Source organism: Ruegeria halocynthiae (genome assembly GCF_000743705.1).
In the GTDB taxonomy this organism is placed as follows: domain Bacteria; phylum Pseudomonadota; class Alphaproteobacteria; order Rhodobacterales; family Rhodobacteraceae; genus Ruegeria; species Ruegeria halocynthiae_B.
In genome coordinates, this window is sequence record NZ_JQEZ01000001.1 from 688,711 (window position 1) to 706,680 (window position 17,970).

The 17,970-nt window shown below is 59.5% G+C and carries 21 protein-coding genes; 10 read left to right on the top strand and 11 right to left on the bottom strand.

Annotation, left to right across the window (positions count from 1 at the left end; genetic code table 11):
- The first annotated feature begins 4 nt into the window (after nt 1–4).
- The 7 genes from JT51_RS03315 to JT51_RS03345 all read left to right on the top strand — a co-directional run bounded on the left by JT51_RS03315 (nt 5) and on the right by JT51_RS03345 (nt 6,258).
- Entirely contained in the window at nt 5–1,171 is a 1,167-nt protein-coding gene (locus tag JT51_RS03315) for a D-alanyl-D-alanine carboxypeptidase family protein (protein ID WP_037307788.1), read from the top strand.
- Nucleotides 1,168–1,794 (top strand): dTMP kinase, encoded by a 627-nt coding sequence (gene tmk, locus JT51_RS03320; protein WP_037307790.1) that lies wholly within the window; start codon nt 1,168–1,170, stop codon nt 1,792–1,794. The genes JT51_RS03315 and tmk overlap by 4 nt, the downstream gene beginning before the upstream one ends.
- Nucleotides 1,791–2,912 (top strand): DNA polymerase III subunit delta', encoded by a 1,122-nt coding sequence (locus JT51_RS03325; RefSeq protein WP_037307792.1) that lies wholly within the window; start codon nt 1,791–1,793, stop codon nt 2,910–2,912. The genes tmk and JT51_RS03325 overlap by 4 nt, the downstream gene beginning before the upstream one ends.
- Nucleotides 2,909–3,715: a TatD family hydrolase gene (locus tag JT51_RS03330; RefSeq protein ID WP_037307794.1), complete on the top strand. Its 807-nt coding sequence runs from the start codon at nt 2,909–2,911 to the stop codon at nt 3,713–3,715. Before JT51_RS03325 ends, JT51_RS03330 begins: the two co-directional genes overlap by 4 nt.
- Nucleotides 3,712–4,509, top strand: coding sequence for an MBL fold metallo-hydrolase (locus JT51_RS03335; protein WP_037307797.1), 798 nt, complete (start codon nt 3,712–3,714; stop codon nt 4,507–4,509). Before JT51_RS03330 ends, JT51_RS03335 begins: the two co-directional genes overlap by 4 nt.
- A gap of 47 nt (nt 4,510–4,556) precedes the next feature.
- Nucleotides 4,557–5,489 carry an AEC family transporter gene (locus tag JT51_RS03340; protein ID WP_037309388.1) on the top strand — a complete coding sequence of 311 codons (933 nt, stop codon included), beginning with the start codon at nt 4,557–4,559 and terminating at the stop codon, nt 5,487–5,489.
- Between the two features lie 70 nt (nt 5,490–5,559).
- On the top strand, nt 5,560–6,258 hold the full coding sequence (locus JT51_RS03345) for a CbiX/SirB N-terminal domain-containing protein (protein ID WP_037307800.1): 699 nt from the start codon (nt 5,560–5,562) through the stop codon (nt 6,256–6,258).
- Between the two features lie 106 nt (nt 6,259–6,364).
- On the opposite strand, the gene JT51_RS03350 is transcribed toward JT51_RS03345, so the two are convergent.
- From JT51_RS03350 to JT51_RS03370, 5 genes are all read right to left on the bottom strand, one after another.
- A complete protein-coding gene (locus JT51_RS03350; protein ID WP_037307801.1) occupies nt 6,365–7,387 on the bottom strand; it encodes a GGDEF domain-containing protein in 1,023 nt (340 codons plus the stop codon).
- Nucleotides 7,384–7,971 carry a heme NO-binding domain-containing protein gene (locus tag JT51_RS03355; protein ID WP_037309392.1) on the bottom strand — a complete coding sequence of 196 codons (588 nt, stop codon included), beginning with the start codon at nt 7,969–7,971 and terminating at the stop codon, nt 7,384–7,386. The genes JT51_RS03350 and JT51_RS03355 overlap by 4 nt, the downstream gene beginning before the upstream one ends.
- Nucleotides 7,972–8,092: 121 nt before the next feature.
- On the bottom strand, nt 8,093–9,652 hold the full coding sequence (locus JT51_RS03360) for a trimethylamine methyltransferase family protein (RefSeq protein WP_037307802.1): 1,560 nt from the start codon (nt 9,650–9,652) through the stop codon (nt 8,093–8,095).
- Between the two features lie 120 nt (nt 9,653–9,772).
- Nucleotides 9,773–10,465: an HAD family hydrolase gene (locus tag JT51_RS03365; protein WP_037309395.1), complete on the bottom strand. Its 693-nt coding sequence runs from the start codon at nt 10,463–10,465 to the stop codon at nt 9,773–9,775.
- 25 nt (nt 10,466–10,490) lie between these two features.
- Nucleotides 10,491–10,775: a DUF3572 domain-containing protein gene (locus JT51_RS03370; RefSeq protein WP_037307803.1), complete on the bottom strand. Its 285-nt coding sequence runs from the start codon at nt 10,773–10,775 to the stop codon at nt 10,491–10,493.
- A gap of 87 nt (nt 10,776–10,862) precedes the next feature.
- Here JT51_RS03370 and JT51_RS03375 point away from each other — a divergent pair, with 87 nt between their 5' ends.
- Entirely contained in the window at nt 10,863–12,263 is a 1,401-nt protein-coding gene (locus JT51_RS03375; protein WP_051927432.1) for a diguanylate cyclase, read from the top strand.
- A 5-nt stretch (nt 12,264–12,268) separates the two neighbouring features.
- On the opposite strand, the gene JT51_RS03380 is transcribed toward JT51_RS03375, so the two are convergent.
- From JT51_RS03380 to JT51_RS03395, 4 genes are read right to left on the bottom strand one after another with little or no spacing between them, the layout of a single operon-like run.
- A complete protein-coding gene (locus JT51_RS03380) occupies nt 12,269–12,742 on the bottom strand; it encodes a periplasmic heavy metal sensor (RefSeq protein ID WP_037307804.1) in 474 nt (157 codons plus the stop codon).
- Nucleotides 12,739–13,083, bottom strand: a complete 345-nt coding sequence (locus JT51_RS03385; protein WP_037309401.1) for a hypothetical protein — start codon at nt 13,081–13,083, stop codon at nt 12,739–12,741. The genes JT51_RS03380 and JT51_RS03385 overlap by 4 nt, the downstream gene beginning before the upstream one ends.
- On the bottom strand, nt 13,076–13,690 hold the full coding sequence (locus JT51_RS03390) for an RNA polymerase sigma factor (RefSeq protein WP_037307807.1): 615 nt from the start codon (nt 13,688–13,690) through the stop codon (nt 13,076–13,078). The genes JT51_RS03385 and JT51_RS03390 overlap by 8 nt, the downstream gene beginning before the upstream one ends.
- 6 nt (nt 13,691–13,696) lie before the next feature.
- The gene (locus JT51_RS03395; protein ID WP_037309404.1) at nt 13,697–14,164 is read right to left on the bottom strand and encodes an EF-hand domain-containing protein; all 468 of its coding nucleotides are present in this window, start codon (nt 14,162–14,164) and stop codon (nt 13,697–13,699) included.
- Between the two features lie 222 nt (nt 14,165–14,386).
- On the opposite strand from JT51_RS03395, the gene JT51_RS03400 reads away from it, so the two are divergent.
- Nucleotides 14,387–14,785 (top strand): DUF983 domain-containing protein, encoded by a 399-nt coding sequence (locus tag JT51_RS03400; RefSeq protein ID WP_037307810.1) that lies wholly within the window; start codon nt 14,387–14,389, stop codon nt 14,783–14,785.
- A gap of 25 nt (nt 14,786–14,810) precedes the next feature.
- Nucleotides 14,811–15,512, top strand: a complete 702-nt coding sequence (locus JT51_RS03405; RefSeq protein ID WP_037309407.1) for an NUDIX hydrolase — start codon at nt 14,811–14,813, stop codon at nt 15,510–15,512.
- An 11-nt stretch (nt 15,513–15,523) separates the two neighbouring features.
- Here the strand turns inward: JT51_RS03405 and JT51_RS03410 are convergent, their stop codons facing one another.
- Together JT51_RS03410 and JT51_RS03415 are read right to left on the bottom strand one after the other, a co-directional pair.
- On the bottom strand, nt 15,524–17,191 hold the full coding sequence (locus tag JT51_RS03410; RefSeq protein WP_037307813.1) for a ribonuclease J: 1,668 nt from the start codon (nt 17,189–17,191) through the stop codon (nt 15,524–15,526).
- On the bottom strand, nt 17,188–17,967 hold the full coding sequence (locus JT51_RS03415) for a type III pantothenate kinase (protein ID WP_037307815.1): 780 nt from the start codon (nt 17,965–17,967) through the stop codon (nt 17,188–17,190). The genes JT51_RS03410 and JT51_RS03415 overlap by 4 nt, the downstream gene beginning before the upstream one ends.
- Nucleotides 17,968–17,970: the final 3 nt, after the last annotated feature.

The window sequence follows — 17,970 nt, forward strand, 5'->3', positions numbered from 1 at the left end:
CCCCGTGCTGTCCTCACTGCGATCATCTGTTTTGACCCTCGGGCTGGCGCTGTTTGCCCTGCCCGCACACGCCTTTGATACCAACGCCCGCGCGGCTTACGTGATGGACCAGACGACCGGCACGGTCCTGCTGTCCAAGGACGCGGATCAGCCGCTGCCGCCTGCGTCAATGTCCAAGCTCATGACATTGTATGTCACCTTCGAGGCGCTGCGCGACGGGCGCCTGACACTGGATGAAACGTTACCGGTTTCAGAGCACGCCATGAGTTATGGTGGCTCGACCATGTTCCTGAACACGCAAGATCGCGTCCGGGTCGAAGATTTGCTGCGGGGCATCATTGTTCTGTCGGGCAATGACGCCTGTGTGGTGGTCGCCGAGGCGCTCAGCCCTGATGGGACCGAGGCGGGATTTGCCCGTTATATGACCCAGCGCGCGCAGCAAATGGGAATGGATAATTCTAATTTCGCCAATTCTAACGGCTGGCCCGCAGCCGGGCATATGATGTCCGTTCATGATCTGGCCATTCTGGCCAACCGGCTGATCTCGGATTTTCCGGAATACTATCCCCTGTTTGCCGAGGAAGTCTTTGAATTCGATGGCCGCGCGCCGTCCAACTCTCGCAACCGCAACCCGCTGCTGAAGCTGGGCATCGGGGCCGATGGCCTGAAAACCGGCCACACGCAAGAGGCCGGGTATGGCCTTGTCGGCTCGGCCAAGCAGGGTGATCGCCGGGTGATCTTTGTCCTCTCGGGGCTCGACAGCACCGCCCGTCGCGCAGAGGAGGCTGAGGCCGTGGTTAACTGGTCGTTTCGTAATTTTGTCGAGAGGACAGTTGCCAACGCCGACACGCCGATAGCCCAAGCCAAGGTCTGGATGGGGGCACAAAAAAACGTAGGCCTGGTGCCCGAAGAAGACCTGAACCTGCTGTTCCCCGTGTTGGGCGACAAGGATATCGAGGCCGAGGTTGTCTATGACGGCCCCGTCAACGCGCCCATCGAAAAAGGGCAGCAACTGGCCGAGTTGGTCATCAAGCCCGACGGCCTGCCCGAAATACGGCGCCCTTTGCTGGCCGCTGAAAGCGTCCCCGCCGGGGGGTTCGTTGTTCGCATGATGACCGTGGGCGGTATCGTTCTGACCGACGTGATCGGCAATCCGCTGGACGCATTGTGACAAGACCCGGGTTGTTTCTGACCTTCGAAGGCATTGACGGATCAGGCAAATCCTCGCAGGCGCGCCTGCTGGCGGATCACTTGCGCAACCTGGGGCACGACGTCGTCCTGACCCGCGAACCCGGCGGCTCGGCCGGGGCCGAAGAAATCCGCAGTCTGGTATTGGAAGGCGACCCCGACCGCTGGTCGGCCGAGACAGAGATCCTGCTGTTCACCGCCGCGCGCCGCGATCATCTGGAGCGCACCATCGAACCGGCGCTGGCGGCTGGCAAAGTGGTGATCTGCGATCGTTTCGCCGACAGCACCCGCATGTATCAGGGCCTGTCGCGCGGTGATCTGCGCGGGTTGGTGGACCAGTTGCACCGGCTGATGATCGGGCGCGAACCCGACCTGACCGTGTTGATAGACATGGACCCGGAAACCGGCCTGGCCCGCGCCAAGGGACGTCAGGGAACCGAAGAACGGTTCGAGGATTTCGGCCTGGACCTGCAACAAAAGATGCGCGCGGGCTTTCTAACGCTTGCCGATGAGTTCGCGGATCGGTTCCGGGTCATTGATGGCAACCGGGATATGGACAGCGTGGCGCGGGATGTGACAGACATCGTCACGCAGGCTTTGCGATGAGCGACGACATCCCAGCCCCAGATCAGGCCCCCGGCGCACCCCACCCGCGCGAGACGCCGCACCTGTTCGGACAGCCCCCGGCCGAACAAGCGTTTCTGAGCGCCTATACCTCAGACAGACTGCATCACGGCTGGCTGCTGACCGGTCCGCGTGGCGTGGGCAAGGCGACGCTGGCCTGGCGCATTGCACGGTTTTTGCTGGCGACGCCAGCGGTCGAGGATGATGGCCTGTTCGGTGCGCCCCCGCCGCCCGAAACGCTGGACATCGCCCCAGATCATCCCGTCGCGCATCGTATTCAGGCGGGCGCTGAACCGGGTCTTGCCGCCATTACCAGATCGGTGAACGATCAGGGGCGGCTGCGGGGCGAAATCGTTGTTGATGATATCCGCAAGCTTGGAAAGTTCTTTGGCTTGTCTTCTGCCGATGGGGGCAGACGGGTGGTCATCGTGGATTCGGCGGATGAGATGAACATCAGCGCGGCCAACGCGCTTTTGAAGATGCTCGAAGAACCACCGGCCCGAACAACGCTGCTGCTGGTGTCGCATCAGCCGTCGCGTTTGCTGCCGACGATCCGATCCCGGTGCCGGACCCTGCGCCTGTCCCCGCTTGGCCCCGAGGATATGCAATCGGCATTGGCACAGGCAGGTGCGGAAATGCCCGCGCAAACCGATCATCTGGCAGCCCTTGCCGCAGGGTCCGTAGGTGACGCCGTCCGCCTGATCAACCTGGGCGGGCTTGAGATTTATGCCGAGCTGATCGCCATTCTGGGCACCCTGCCCCGCATGGATCGGCAACGCGCGCTGGCACTGGCCGAAGCCGCCGCCCAGCGCGGCGCGGCGGAGCGGTTCGAGCTGCTGCTAACCCTGATCGACGTCGCCCTGTCTCGGCTTGCCCTGACCGGTGCGACCGGTGCACCCCTGTCACCCGAGGCCGCCCCGAACGAGGCAGAAACCCTGACCCGTCTATCCGGATCACCGCAGCAGGCCCGCCGCTGGGCCGAAGCCGCCGCCGTGATCACCGCGCGCGCGCGCCATGGGCAGGCGGTCAATCTTGACCCTGCCGCTCTGGTCCTAGATACGGTGTTCAAGATACAGGAAACTTCGGGTCAGGGCAGATGATCGACACCCCCACTATTACCGACAGCCATTGCCATCTGGACTTTCCCGATTTCGACGGGCAGTTGGACGAGATCATCTCCCGCGCCACCGAGGCCGGTGTGACCCGTATGGTCACGATCTGCACTCGTTTGCGCAACGAACCAACCGTCCGTGCCATCGCCGAGGCCCACGCGCCCGTGTTCTACGCCGCTGGCACCCACCCCATGAGTGCCGCGGACGAGCCTTTGGCCACGGTGGATGAGCTGATCGCCCTGTCGCAGCACCCCAAATTCGTGGGCATCGGTGAAACCGGGCTGGATTATCACTATACCGCCGACAGCGCCGAAGTTCAGAAGCAATCGCTGCGTATTCATATCGAGGCCGCCCAGCGTACCGGCCTGCCGCTGATTATCCATGCCCGCGCGGCGGACGATGATATGGCCCGCATTCTGGCCGAAGAATACCGCAACGCGCCCTATTCCTGTGTCATGCATTGCTTTTCGTCTTCTGCGGAATTGGCCAATGCGGCGCTGAATCTGGGGTTTTATCTGTCCATGTCCGGCATCGCCGCCTTTCCCAAAAGCCAGGACCTGCGCGATATCTTTGCCAGCGCCCCGGTCGACCGCATTCTGGTGGAAACCGACGCGCCTTATCTGGCCCCGCCTCCCTATCGCGGCAAAAGGAACGAGCCCGCCTACACCGCCCACACTGCCCGCAAAGGGGCTGAGGTGTTCGGATTGGACTATGCCGATTTCGCCACCCAAACTCAGGCCAATTTCGACCGGCTGTTTACCAAGGCCGCGACCTACAAGGCGGCTGCATGACCGAATTGCGCTGTACCATCCTTGGTTGCGGGTCCTCTGGCGGCGTGCCCCGGTTGGGCAGGCATTGGGGGGCGTGCGATCCGAATAATCCCAGAAATAACCGCCGCCGCTGCTCGATGCTGGTTGAACGCGATGGTCCCGAGGGCACCACATCGGTTCTGATCGACACCACGCCCGACATGCGCAGCCAGTTGCTGGACAGCGGAACCGGGCGGCTGGATGGTGTGGTCTATACCCACTCGCACGCCGACCATGTCCATGGGATCGACGATCTGCGCATGATCGTGTTCAATATGAAAGAGCGGGTGCCCGTCTGGGCCGACGGCGACACACAAAACGCCCTGCTGGGCCGGTTCGGATACGCATTCATTCAACCCGAAGGTTCGCCTTATCCGCCAATCCTTGAGCTGAAATCCATCGACGGCCCGTTCGAGATCAACGGCCCCGGCGGCCCGATCCCGTTTCATCCGTTCAAGGTCAATCACGGGGCAATCGACTCGCTGGGGTTCCGGATGGGCAAACTTGCCTATCTGCCAGATGTCGCGGAAATCTATGACGACGCCTGGCCGCTGTTAGAGGGGTTGGACTGTCTGGTGATCGACGCCCTGCGCCGGTCCCCGCATCCGACGCACGCGCATCTGGAAAAAACCTTGGCCTGGATTGAGCAGTTGCACCCCAAACGCGCGGTTCTGACCAACATGCATATCGACCTCGACTATGCCACGGTTGACGCCGAAACCGACGACCACATCACCCCGGCCTATGATGGCATGGTGATCCATCAGGCGGTATAAGACCCTGTCCGCACGGCATGCGATACCAAAGCCTGCGGGGCGCTGACATGCTGCAAAACCTGATCGACGTCATCCTGCCGGTTTTTCTTGTGATCGGTGCGGGCTATGCCTCGACCCGTCTGGGGTACTTCAAGGAAAATCACATAGACGGGCTGATGAGATTCACCCAAGGGTTCGCAATTCCCTGCCTGTTATTTCTGGCAATCTCAAATCTGGACCTGAGCGCCAGTTTCGACCCCCGGCTGCTGGTCAGCTTCTATACCGCCGCCGCATTGTGCTTTACCGCCGGGTTGTTCGGCGCGCGCCTGATTTTCGGACGGGAGTGGGAGGACTGCGTTGCCATCGGGTTCTGCTGCCTGTTCTCAAACACAGTTCTGCTGGGCCTGCCCATTACCGAACGCGCCTATGGCCCCGAAAACCTGACTGGGAACTATGCGATTATCGCCTTTCATTCGCCGTTTTGCTACGGCGTCGGCATCACGGTGATGGAGGTGATCCGAAATCGCGGTCACGGCGGGGCACGCATGGTTCGCTCGGTCCTGTCCGCGATGTTCCGCAACGCGCTGATCCTTGGCATCGCGCTGGGGTTCATCGTCAACCTGTCCGGGGTTGGTATGCCTGCGGTTGTGGACGAGGCTCTTGGCCTTGTGACCCGCGCAGCCCTGCCCGGCGCCCTGTTTGCACTGGGTGGTGTGCTGGTCAAATACAAACCCGAAGGCGACCTGCGCGCCATTGCGTTTGTGTGTTGCGTGTCCTTGATGCTGCACCCCAGCCTTGTCTGGCTGTTTGGCACCTCGGTCGGCCTGCCGCAGGATCTGTTCCGCTCGGGCGTTCTGAATGCGGCAATGGCCCCGGGCTTCAATGCCTATATCTTTGCCAACATGTATGGCCGGGCCAAACGGATTGCGGCCTCGTCCGTGCTGATCGGAACAGCCGCATCTATCCTGACGGTCTGGTTGTGGCTGACCTTGTTAGGTTAAGGTTTTCAGATCATGGATTGACTTTAACCTGTCAGAAGACACCTATCGGGCAACCAACAGGACAGTTCAAATGCCGCACGCCCTTATTGTCGCCCATGGTCAACCTTCGGCCCCGGCCCCGGCCGAGGCCGCGTTGGCCGCTTACGCCGCCGAAGTCGACGTGCAATGCGATGGGATCAATGTCAGCGCAGCAACCTTGGCCTCACCCGGCGCACTTGAGGACAGCTTGCAGAGACTGCCCCGTGACACCGTGATTTACCCGCTATTCATGGCCAAGGGCTGGTTCGTTACCAGTGCGCTTCCGAAACGGCTGGGCGATCGGTCGCTTCGGATTCTCGACCCGCTGGGTGTCGACGTTGAATTGCCGGCATTGGTTGCCGACGCGTTGCAGGACACGCTGGCAGAAAACCAATGGGACGCCAGCGCGACGGATTTGATCCTGGCCGCCCATGGTTCCGGCCGCAGCCGCAACCCTTCGGCTGTTGCTCAAGGTTTCGCGACGGCGTTGGCGCAACACCTGACATTCGGCTCGATGCACCTGGGATTTGTCGAGGAACCCCCATCCATTGCCGACGCCGCATCCGATCTCAGGGCTCAAGCGCTTTGCCTGCCCTTTTTCGCCTGCACCGGAGGCCATGTTCTTGAGGATGTGCCGCAAGCCCTGAATCAGGCAGGCTTTACCGGAAAGGTGATGCCAGTTGTCGGAGAATTGCCGCAGGTCAAAAGCCACATAGCCGCGACCCTGTGTCAGGCCTTCAAGACGTCTTAACCCAATAGGCATTTGATCCGGTAGGTAAGGACCCGGGAAACCCTGAGGGGCTGAGGCACCGAATGCATGGGTCGGAAAACTTCCCGGCATCATGACCCAAGCTGCCTTATTCCGATGACGTCGCAGGGGCTGTGCGTTCCTGCCCCGAGCCTTCGAGTGCTGAAAAAAGACAGTGACAGGATCGCCCCTTCCTCTTGGCCTCATACAGGGCCATATCTGCAGCGTGCAGGACTTTGGCAGGGTCCGGCCGCGAGAATTGGGTAGACAGCGCGGTCCCGATGCTTGCCGATATCCGGCATCTGTTCCCTTCGAACACCATTGGTGTCTTCAATCTGTCAATCAAACGTTCAGCAACAGCCGACAAGACAGCTTCATCGGACAGGTCTTTGAAGATAATGACAAACTCATCCCCCCCGATACGCGCGACCGTATCATCGCCCCGGGTTTCCTCGACCATGATGCGGGCGGCTTGTTGTAAAACGTAATCTCCCGCCGCATGGCCATACCGATCATTGACGGATTTGAAGAAATCCAGATCCAGATGCATCAGGGCAAAGGGGGAATTTCCCGTGACCAGATGCCCAAGGAAGACATCCATCGCCCGCCGGTTTTTCAACCCGGTCAATATATCGGTAAAGGCTTGTTCTTCGGCCGCCAACATTGCCCCCTGCAAGCGCAGGTTCAATGACCGCGAGGCCTCCATCGCGGCGGATTTGGCTTCGACCAGATACAACAGTTCAATCGCCAGATCGGTGCCCGAAAAATCCGCGCTGGTCAGGGCATAGTCGCGCACAGCATCCAGTATCGAAATGCCGAATGACAGGTTGATGACCGCCCCCTTGCCGTGTGGCAACGGGGCAATCAGACCTTTGAGCGCCGTGCGCGGCGCATCGTGGAATTTCAGGTGTAATTTGCCCCCCGCCAACGACATCAGCCCCGCAATCGTCGTTACGGAACGAGGGCGCAGCAGTTCGAAAACATCCAGAAAGCACTTGCCCGCCATCGGTTGATCCGGGCGCAGCTTTTGCAATGTCGGCCCAATACATGTTATGCGCCCTTCTTCGTTCACAAGCACGAACATGGGGCACAACGTTTCCAGAAGAACCGCCAGATCATTGGTTTCAATCATGATTTACGCGCCCCCAGATCAAAGTGACGCCCTTCGGTAAACGCGCTTTCCACAAGCACAATCGAAATAGCCTCTGCCGTGCCCTTTTGTCCGTCATGCGACAGGATCGCCAAAGTGCCATAATCATCCGCCATGGCGCGCAGCACCCCGACCATAACGCTGGAGTATCCGGGCAGGCCCGGATGACAATGCAGCTGATATTCTGTTGGGGTAAGTTCTCTGAGTTCCAGTTCTGGCAGGTTCAGATCCGAAACCGCCAGCCTGACCCGATCGGACAGATCGTCAAGGGAATGCAGGAATTCGACATATGTGACACCGCCGAAACGCAGCAGTCTGCGCAGATCCTCCATATTGGGATGCGAGACCAGATAAGTTCCCAGATCCTCAAGTATTTCAGCCCTCGGCCGGTTCAGCCGCGTACACAGCGCATCCAAAACCCGCGCGGTTCGATCATCGTCATAGACAAGCATGGCCTCAAACTCGACAAAGCCAAGCTCAGCCACCTCGGTCACGCGCAACCAACAAGATTGCCCATAGGTCGCACATACAAAAGACTGTATCGCCCGGTTGATCAGACCATGCATGAAAAGCCCCAGATTGGTTTCCTGCTTAGTCTGGCCCACCAAACCTTAACAAAAAGCCAAAATGCCCGATGCGAAACGGAAAAAACGGCAGATTTTCAAGGCGAAACCCGCATGAGGTAATCTAGAAATCCGTCGGCGCGCCACCTTCGGCTTTGCGGCGCGCTACGAATTCAGCCAGTTCTTCTCTGATCCCTTCATCCATCGCCGGGGGTTCAAAGCTGGTGATGATTTCCTTGAACATGTGATGGGCGCGTTCAGCCGTCCATATTCCACCCGCCACGTCCCAACCTTCATAGTTTTTCCAATCGCTCAGGAACGGTTGGTAAAACGCTGTGGTGTACCGGTCCTGAGTGTGCTGGATGCCAAAGAAATGCCCGTCATTCCCGACAGAGCGGATTGCGTCCAATGCGATTTCATCAGGCCCCGTGGCCGTCAACTCTGGCTGCATATATCTTTGAATTTGCTGAAGTATCTCACAATCCATGATGAATTTCTCAGGGCTGGCGATCAGGCCACCCTCTAACCATCCGGCAGCGTGGTAGACCATATTCGTGCCCGACTGCACTGCCGCCCACAGGGAGTTTGACGTCTCCCACACCGATTGCCCATCCGGCACATTGGCGGCGCACACACCTGATGACCGCATCGGCAGGCCATAGAACCGCGCCATTTGCCCGGTCATCTGGGTCGATCGCATGTATTCCGGTGTACCGAATGCCGGTGCGCCGGATTTCATGTCCACATTCGATGTAAACGTGCCGATCACGCAGGGTATCCCGGGGCGCACGTATTGGAACAATGCTATTGCGCACAAAGCCTCGGCCAGTGATTGCGCCACCGCCCCGGCCATCGTCACCGGTGCCATGGCCCCGGCCAGCGTAAACGGCGTTACGACAATCGCCTGCCCGCGCCGCGCCAGACGCAAACACCCGTCAATCATCGGGTGATCATGTTTCAACGGCGAGGTCGAATTGATGTTGGTATACATGCGCGGATGAGCGTCGAATTCGTCATGGCTGAGGCCACTCCCGATCCGCACCATTTCCATCACGTCTTCGACACGCTCCTTGCCCAGCGAATAGGCATGCATCGCCTTGTCGGTCAGGGTCAGCTTGTCATAAAGAACATCCAGATGGCGGACGCTGGCGTGAATATCGACCGGTTCGACCGGATAGCCGCCCGCGAAGTGAATGCAATTGAAATACTGCGTCAGTTTCAACAGGTTCCGGCACATTTCACGGTTGCCGGGAACCTTGGTGCCGATCTCCATGTCCCAATAGTTTGGCGGAGACGACACGTTCCCGAAGACCATATTATTGCCCCCGATCTCGATCTTGCGCGCGGGGTTGCGCGGGGTGATCGAAAACCGGGACGGAGCCTTGGCCACCATCTCCATGACAAAATCGCGGCCCATCCGGACATTGTCGCCCTTGATGGTACAACCAGCCTCTCGCAGAATTCCGATGGCTTCCTTGTTATAGAACTCGACCCCGATTTCTTCGAGGATGCGCATGGCACCTTCATGGATCGCCTCAATCCCGGCCTCGTCCAGCGGCTCGGTCGGCCGGTCGACATTGATCGGAGGGCTCCAGGGCATCTGGTCGATCACCGCGCTGCCTCTGCGCGCGGCGGCACCGGCCCGCCCTCCGCCGCGGCGTTTGCGAGATTTTGTGTCAGCCATTGGACCCTCCGGAACTTGCGTTTCCCCAAGCAAGCCCCGAAGTCGGGTAACTGGCCGCTCTGTCTGCGACAAGCTATGTCGGTTTTCTATCCCGGATCGCCGAATTCAGCCCTCAGGGGGTCAATTCCTCACCAACCAATCGGGAATATGTCCGATATCAGGCAAGACGACATCCGCCATGGGCGCAAGCGCTTCGGCCTGTGCCAACCCGGTCAACACCCCGATTGTGGTCATTCCTGCGGCACGACCGGCCTGTAAATCGTGCAAGCTGTCCCCAACCATCGCAACCCGCGCCGGATCGACACCGACATGAGAGGCAAAAGCCAAAAGCTGACCGGGGCCGGGCTTGAACCCATGCCCGCTGTCATAGCCTGCGACAAAATCGAAATGATCCCGAATGCCTGCAGATTCCAGATGCTGCAAAGCGGGCATCTCCCCGTCATTGGTGGCCACGCCCAGCTTTAGCCCCAACTGCCTGAGGCGTTCGAGAAACGGCACGAGCGGTATTGCAGGTGCCTGCGGTGCAGTGGCCGATTCCGCATTGAGCAGGTCGATCAGCTCATCTCGCGGCATGTCAGGAAAATGCGGAGCCAACGCTGCAGCAACTTCGTCGACAGTGCCAGCGATGACAATGCTGTCCTCGGAATAGGTGCCCTGTTCCAGATCAAAGCCGATGACATGCCCAAGCTTAGCGGCGCGCGTCAGGTCACCTTGTGACAGGCGCAACAGTAAGTTGCGACCAAATGCGCCCCATGTGTCCGCAAAATCAAACAGCGTGCCATCCTTGTCGAACAAGATCGCGTCAATGGGCATCATGTGCTCCTGCTAGTATATTGGATCAGGTCCAGTGAACGTCCGCACCCCCGGACAAGACAGCGCGGGCTTGGCCCGGCAGATCGTACGGCACAGAATTGGCGTCACAAAAGGCCACGACCCACGAATCGTCAAGCATCAAAAACTCAAGCACAGACCCCAAAAACTCGGATTCTGCGGCCCTGTCGCGCAGGTCTTCGGCTGATGCGCCGGTCGATCCCAGAAAAACCGGCAGCAATTCCTCATTCCCGACCAGCCACCCCAGGGCATTCAGGGCCAAAGTTTCAGCGGATTGGGCGGAGATTGGCATAAAGAAGCCCCGGATCAGATCTTGGAAAGGGTTTGTTAACCAGACTCATAAACACTTTGACAACACATGCAATCAACGGTGACTGATATGTCCGTGCAGGGAACCATCCTTGTCCTCGACGGGGCCTCGACCAATCGCATCATGCTGAAGGTGCAATTGACAGCGGCGTGGTATCACGTCGTTCAGGGCGAAAGACTTCAGGGTCTTGGCGGGCTGCTGCGGCGCGCCAGACCCGATCTGGTGTTAACCTCGCAGGCGTTGCCAGACGGCACGGCCGCCGATGTGAAACGCCTGGTCATGGCCGACCCGGACTTGATCGACGTGCCGGTGGTCGCCATTGCCCCGCAGAATGACAGAGCCGCCAGATTAAAGGCGCTGGCTGATGGTTTGGACGATGTTCTGGCGCATCCCTTCAAAGACACATTCTTGCTGGCGCGAGTGCGCAGCCTGTTGCGCACTCGCGCGGATACGCAGGACTTGCAAGTCGGGAACGAGTCGCAACCGATCGGGTTCTCGGAGCCTGCCCCGGCGTTGCTCACCGCGCCCAAAGCTGCCCATGTGGCTGTTCTGACGCAGTCTGCGCGCGCCGGGGCCTTGTGGCAAAAGGCACTGTCGAAAACCACGCGGCACCGCTTGTCCGCCCATACGCTGACAAACCTTCAGGGGCTGTTGTCCGGGCCGATCCCCGACGCCATCGTAATGGAGGTCAACGCCGATATGTCGGGGCTGAACCTATTGGCGGATCTAAAGTCGCGCGGCACCACAAGGCGCACGGTACTGATCGGCGTGCTTGCGGATGACAACGCCGATCTCGCATCCGAAGCGCTGGATCGGGGGGCCGACGCGATATGCATGGGCGGTTTCTGCGCGGATGAAACGCTGCTGCGGCTTGAAAATCAGATCGCCCGCAAGGCTCGTGTCGATCAGATGCGCGCCTCATTGCGGCGCGGGATTGCTGAATCCTGGGTTGATCCCCTGACCGGCCTGTACAATCGCCGCTATGCGATGCGCGCGATGGATCAGATTCTGCGTCAATCTGCGCAATCCGGGCACGGTTTTGCGGTCATGCTGGCCGATCTGGATCACTTTAAGGCCATCAACGACAAGTTCGGCCACACAGGTGGCGACCAGGTTTTGACCGAGGCGGCGACGCGCATGAAACAAGCCGTCGGCTCAGCCGGTTTTGTCGCGCGGATCGGCGGGGAAGAATTCATGATCGGCCTATCTGACACCACCCAAGCCAACGCTTTGCGGGTGGCCAAGTCCCTATGCGACCGGTTCCGGCAGAGCCCGTTCGACCTGACGGACAGTGCAGCGTCGGTGCCGGTGACAATCAGCATAGGGCTGATCTCATCCCACCCCAACGACCCGTCACAATCGCTGCGACCTACACCGTTGGATGGGCTGATAAAGTCAGCCGACAACGCGCTTTACGCGGCAAAAAAGGCAGGCCGCAATCAGGTCAGGGTCAGACCCTGTGCCGCCTGAGGTGATCAGTTTTTCCTGTTGCGCCGATGCGGGCCACGACGCACCACGTCCTTTAACCTGTCGGCATAGACCTGACGTTCTTCGTCGCTCATCTCTGTGATGCGGGCCAACCATTCTTCCTGCAAGGCCACCTGCAAATCCGCCATGGATTGCGCCTGTTGCTGCAAGAGAACCTGAACGGCCTCCGGTTCAAAAGGGTCTGACCGCAGGGCTGTGCCAAGCGCGTCGAAATCCTGCGATCGGTGCTTTGAACCCTTTACATGCCGTTCGGACAACTCCTGACGCAGGGCCACCCGATCCTCTTTGGGCAGGGCCCGGTACAGCGCCGATCCAAATCCGGGCGGCGCCTTGCCATGATGGCCGCCCTTGACCCTGAAGGCCGTGCCCAATGCCACGCCCACAACCAACAAATTCAGGGCCAGAGACACCGCCAGAAGGATCGGCATCCAACGTCCTTTTGGCTTGGGATCATCGCTCATTCCGCGTCCTCCAAAAATACTGTATCCAGGCCTAGATCCGAGACCACATAACCACTGTCCTGAACATAGATAAACGTCGCCGGGTCAGGCAGGAAATCCGGCGCGGCGAAGCCGATCCAGACGCCTGCGACGCCGGCGGCCACCAGCCCGCTTATGCCTTGCCAACCGGCGACATTGTCGAGCAATCGCGCCCAATGAGAGCGTTGTGGGGGACGCAACCTTTCAAGCCGAACGGCTTCGGCATCCGTCAGAACACGAACGGCCAGATCATCCGGCAACACAGGTCGGTTTTGCCGCGCATGGGCCAGCAACTGATCCAATTCCATGTCTTTTTCAGCCATCGTCATACCCCAACTCATCCCGCCGTCCGGCCAGTATCGCCGTCAAAGCCCGCTTTCCACGCGCGGTCAGGCTTTCCACCGCTTCTGTCGAAATGCCCATGACCCCGGCGATCTCGGGGTTGGGCAATTCTTCGATATGTCGCAAGACAACGGCTTGCCGCTGGCGCTCGGGCAACTGCGACAGGGCCGTCTGTAACGCATCCTTGCGCGCTTCGTCCTGCATTCGCTCTGCCGCGCTGCGCGTACCGTCCTCTGGCTCGGGCACGTCGGCAAGCCTGTCGGGCGATTTCTTGCGCCGCATATCCACGCAAAGGTTCAGCGTAACGCGATACAGCCAGGTTGAAACCTTTGCCTGCCCGGACACCCAGTTCGGTGCCATTTGCCACAGTCGCATCATTGCCTCCTGCGTTACATCCTCGGCCTCGGCCTTATTGCCCAGCATCCGCAGAGCCACCGAGAAACTGCGTGGCGCAAGGCGGTCGGTCAACACACGCGCAGCCGCTGCATCGCCGTCGGCGAACTGCCGCAGCAACGCATCGTCACCGTGCCCATTCGCGGCGTCTGCAACGCCGCGAATATCGTGCAAAGGGGAGGTCAGGTCCTCCATCCCGCATCAGCTATCGTCAGAGCCAGCCTTGTCGCCCTTCTTGTGCTTCCGGCCCTTTTTGTCCTTTGCATCGGCAAATTCCTGTTCCGAGATCGTACCGCTGTTATCCGTGTCGATACGGTCGAACATCTTGCCAGCGCGGCGCGGTTTGGGCAACTCGTCCTGCGTCAGAAAGCCGTCCTGATCGGCATCGTGGCGTTCAAACATCTTGGTCACGCGATCATTGGCCTTTTTCTGACCGGCGGCCTGCATTTCCTCAACGCTCAGCTGACCGTCTCCGCCGGTATCCGCATTGGTGAAACGCTGGCTGCGATGGGCCTGCATCTCGTCCTGAGTGATCTGACCATCACCATCAGCATCCAGTTCCTGAAACGTCACAGGATCGTGATTACGCGGACCTGCGGCCAGAGCCGAGGTGCCTGTGACAGTAACAGCCGAAAGGATGATGGCTGGAATAAACTTGGCGCTTTTCATGTCGTTTTCCCTTGTTTTTGCGGCCCCTTTGCCGCTGCTCACATAGGTTCAAACGCGGCCCGGACAGACTTCCGTCGCAAAAAGCGCATTTTTTTTGCAAGTTACCCCTCCCGGATATACGCTGTGTCTGATAGATGCCTGCGATGCAAAGCGACGCACCCCCCTTTTCTGGGGGCCAAAACAAGCGCAATATCCTGCTAATTTGAACGCGCGAGTATCACAATGACAGATCAGACGATCGACACCACGACCGAGAATGACCGCCCGACCTGGCCAGCTCTGGTCAAGGGGTTCCGTTGCCGGTGCCCAAAATGCGGCGAGGGTAAATTGCTGCACAGCTATCTGAAGGTGAATGACGGCTGCGCCAATTGCGGTCAGGAACTGTTTCACCACCGGGCGGACGATGGGCCAGCCTATCTGACCATCCTGCTTGTTGGTCACCTGTTGGCTCCGGCTTTGCATGTTTCCTATGTTCAGTGGCGCCCCGAACCGTTGACGATGTTTTTGATTTTGGCCGTCGGCTGTACAGCACTTTCGCTGTTTCTTTTGCCAAGGATGAAGGGCGCTGTTGTGGCGTATCAATGGGCCCGTCGCATGCATGGGTTTGAAAAAGCGCAATGATCCGGGCAAGCAGGTCGCGCGGCGCATGACTATAGACAAAACCGCGATACGCGATGCGGCCACGGTCATCGTTCTACGGAACCGTATGACCAACCCCATGATCCTGATGGGTCAAAGGGGGGCGAAGGCTGCTTTCATGCCAAACAAATTCGTGTTCCCCGGCGGTGCCGTAGACGCGGCTGATGCGGCTGTGCCGCTGGCCAGCGGCCTGCCGGGTGGATGCACCGAACGGCTGGCTGAACAGTCGCAACCAGGGCTGGAAACTGCTTTGACGGTCGCAGCGATCCGTGAACTGTGGGAAGAAACCGGTCTGGTTCTTGGTGAACCGGGTACATGGGCCGGTGACATTCCAGTAGACTGGCAAAGCTTTGCCCGGATGGGATATCTGCCCTCGGCCAGTGCCCTGCAATTTGTCTTTCGGGCGGTAACGCCCCCCGGTCGCCCGCGCCGTTTCGACGCGCGGTTCTTTTTAGTGGACGCCGATGCGATCCACGGCGATCTCGACGATTTTAGCCGCGCTTCTGACGAACTTTCGCACCTGCAATGGGTGGCTCTGGATAAGGCGCGGGACCTGGACTTGCCCTTTATCACCGAGGTGGTTCTGGCAGAGATCACTGCCCGCGTCACAGACCCGCAGCCCCCGACAACGGTACCCTTCTATCTGCACAACGAGGAACAAAGCCTGTTTCTGCAGATCAAGGGTTATCCGATGCCCGAGGCGGACTGACCCGGTGAAGCCTATTTCAGCCGACTGATCACCGCGGTCACTTCGGGCTTTTTGCCGATCTCGGTTTTTGCGGTCTGACGCACGATCCGGCGCATGGCCTCTTCCAGTTTGTCATCGTCGCGCCGCGTCTTGGCATCGGCCCGCATCAGGAATTGGTTGAGGTCTTCTTCCAGAACGTCAATCAAGGCCGCGCGGGATGTTCCCGTTTCAGGCAAGCCCATCGTGTCGCACCAGGGTTCGCCCAATGGTTCGTCTTCTTCGTCCAGAATGACCGTCACGGTGACATGCCCATTCAGTGCCATGCGGATACGATCACGCACAACCCCATCCAGGGCGCCGACCTTGACCGTTCCGTCCAGATACGTTCGGCCGGTCTCGACATAATCAACCACTTGCGGGGCGTTTCCTGTCAGGTCCAGCATGGTGCCATTGATCGCCAGAATGCCTGTGCGCCCACCAGCCTCGGCCAGTTTCGTGTGTTCGCGCAGATGCCGGTGTTCACCATGCATCGGGATCACCATCTGCGGGTCGACAATCGCGTGCACTTTCTCAAGATCAGGGCGGTTGGCGTGGCCGGATACGTGATACAGGCCCGCGCTGTCGTCCACGACATCGACGCCCTTTTCGCTGAGCTGGTTCATGATAAAGATCACGCCCCGCTCGTTTCCGGGGATAGTTTTGGACGAAAACAGGAACAGATCGCCCTCTTTCAGTTCCAGCCCGCGATACTTGCCACGTGCAAGCTGCGCGCTTGCGGCGCGACGTTCGCCCTGGCTGCCGGTCACGATCAGCATCAGGTTCTGACGTGGCAGATCAACCGCTTCCTCGGCACTGATGACGCTGGGAAAATCCGACAAGATACCGGTTTCTGTCGCCGCTTCGACCATACGCCGCATGGCCCGCCCCAACAGAACGACTGACCGCCCGGCCCGCACGCCCGCCTCGGCCAGCGTCTTTACCCGCGCCACATTCGAGGCAAAAGTCGTCGCAACGACCATACCATCTGCGCTGGCCACCAGCTTGGTGATCTCGGGGCCAACCTCGGATTCCGACCGACCGGGATGAGAGGAAAACACATTGGTGCTGTCACAGACCAACGCTTTGACACCGGGCTTGGCCACACTGGCCCAAAGCTCGGGATCAAAGGGTTCACCCACGACGGGGTTAGCATCCAGTTTGAAGTCGCCCGAATGCACGATCCGCCCCGCAGGCGTATCAATCACCAACGCAGCGCTTTCCGGAATCGAATGCGAAACCGGCAAAAAGCCCACCGTAAAGGGGCCAAGCTTGACCTGTTCGGGCCATGCCGAAAGCGTTTGTACCGCGTCCTCGGGGTGGCCGTGCTCTTCCATCTTGCGGCGTGCGATATTGGCCGTAAAGGCGCGCGCATAGATCGGCGCGCCCAACGCATTATAGCAATGGGCCACAGCGCCCACATGGTCCTCGTGCGCGTGGGTGACGAACACCGCCTCAAGCCGGTCGGCACGTTCCTGCAGCCACGTGATATCGGCGTGGATCAGATCGACGCCCGGCGTCGTGTCCATGTCGGGGAACGTCACACCCAGATCCACAAGGATCAGCCTTTCCTGCCCTGGCTTACCATAGCCATAGACATAAGCATTCATCCCAATTTCACCGGCGCCGCCCAGCGGCAGATAGATCAGTCGTTCACTGCTCATGTTGAGCCATTTTCCTTGTTATAGCGATGTATCACGGTCAGGCCGTGCATCGTCAGATCATCCTCGATCGCGTCAAACCCTACATCTGCCTGATCGAACAGAGGCGCAAGCCCCCCGGTGCCGATGACTTTCATCGGCATCCCGTATTCCGCTTTGATCCGGGCAATCAGCCCCTCGATCAATCCGGAATAGCCCCAATACACGCCCGATTGAATGCAGCCAACCGTATTCGTACCAATCACTTTGTCGGGCCGCGTAATATCAATATGGGGCAATGCCGCCGCCCCCTGATGCAACGCCTCAAGGCTGAGGTTCACACCCGGCGCGATGATCCCACCGACATAAGCCCCGTCTGACGCCACAACATCAAAGTTGGTCGCGGTGCCAAAATCCACAACCACAACGTCACCGCCATGGCGGTCGAACGCCGCCACGGCATTTGAAAGCCGATCCGGGCCGGGCACCGTCCCTTCATCAACGCGCGGGACCACGGGCAACAAGCATTCTGGCTTGCCTACAACAAGCGGCCTGCATCCAAAGAAACGGTCAGCAAAAATACGCAGGTTGAACACAACCCGCGGCACGGTCGAGGCGATAACGACATCGGTAATGTCAGCCTCGATCCCATAGTGTTTCACCAGCGTGGAATACCAGGTGAAATAGGCGTCCGCCGTGCGGGAATGGTGGGTCGAGGTGCGCAGGGTACACAGAAACTGCTCACCATCCCAGATCGAGAAAACGGTGTTCGTGTTACCGCAGTCGATTGCCAGAAGCATATG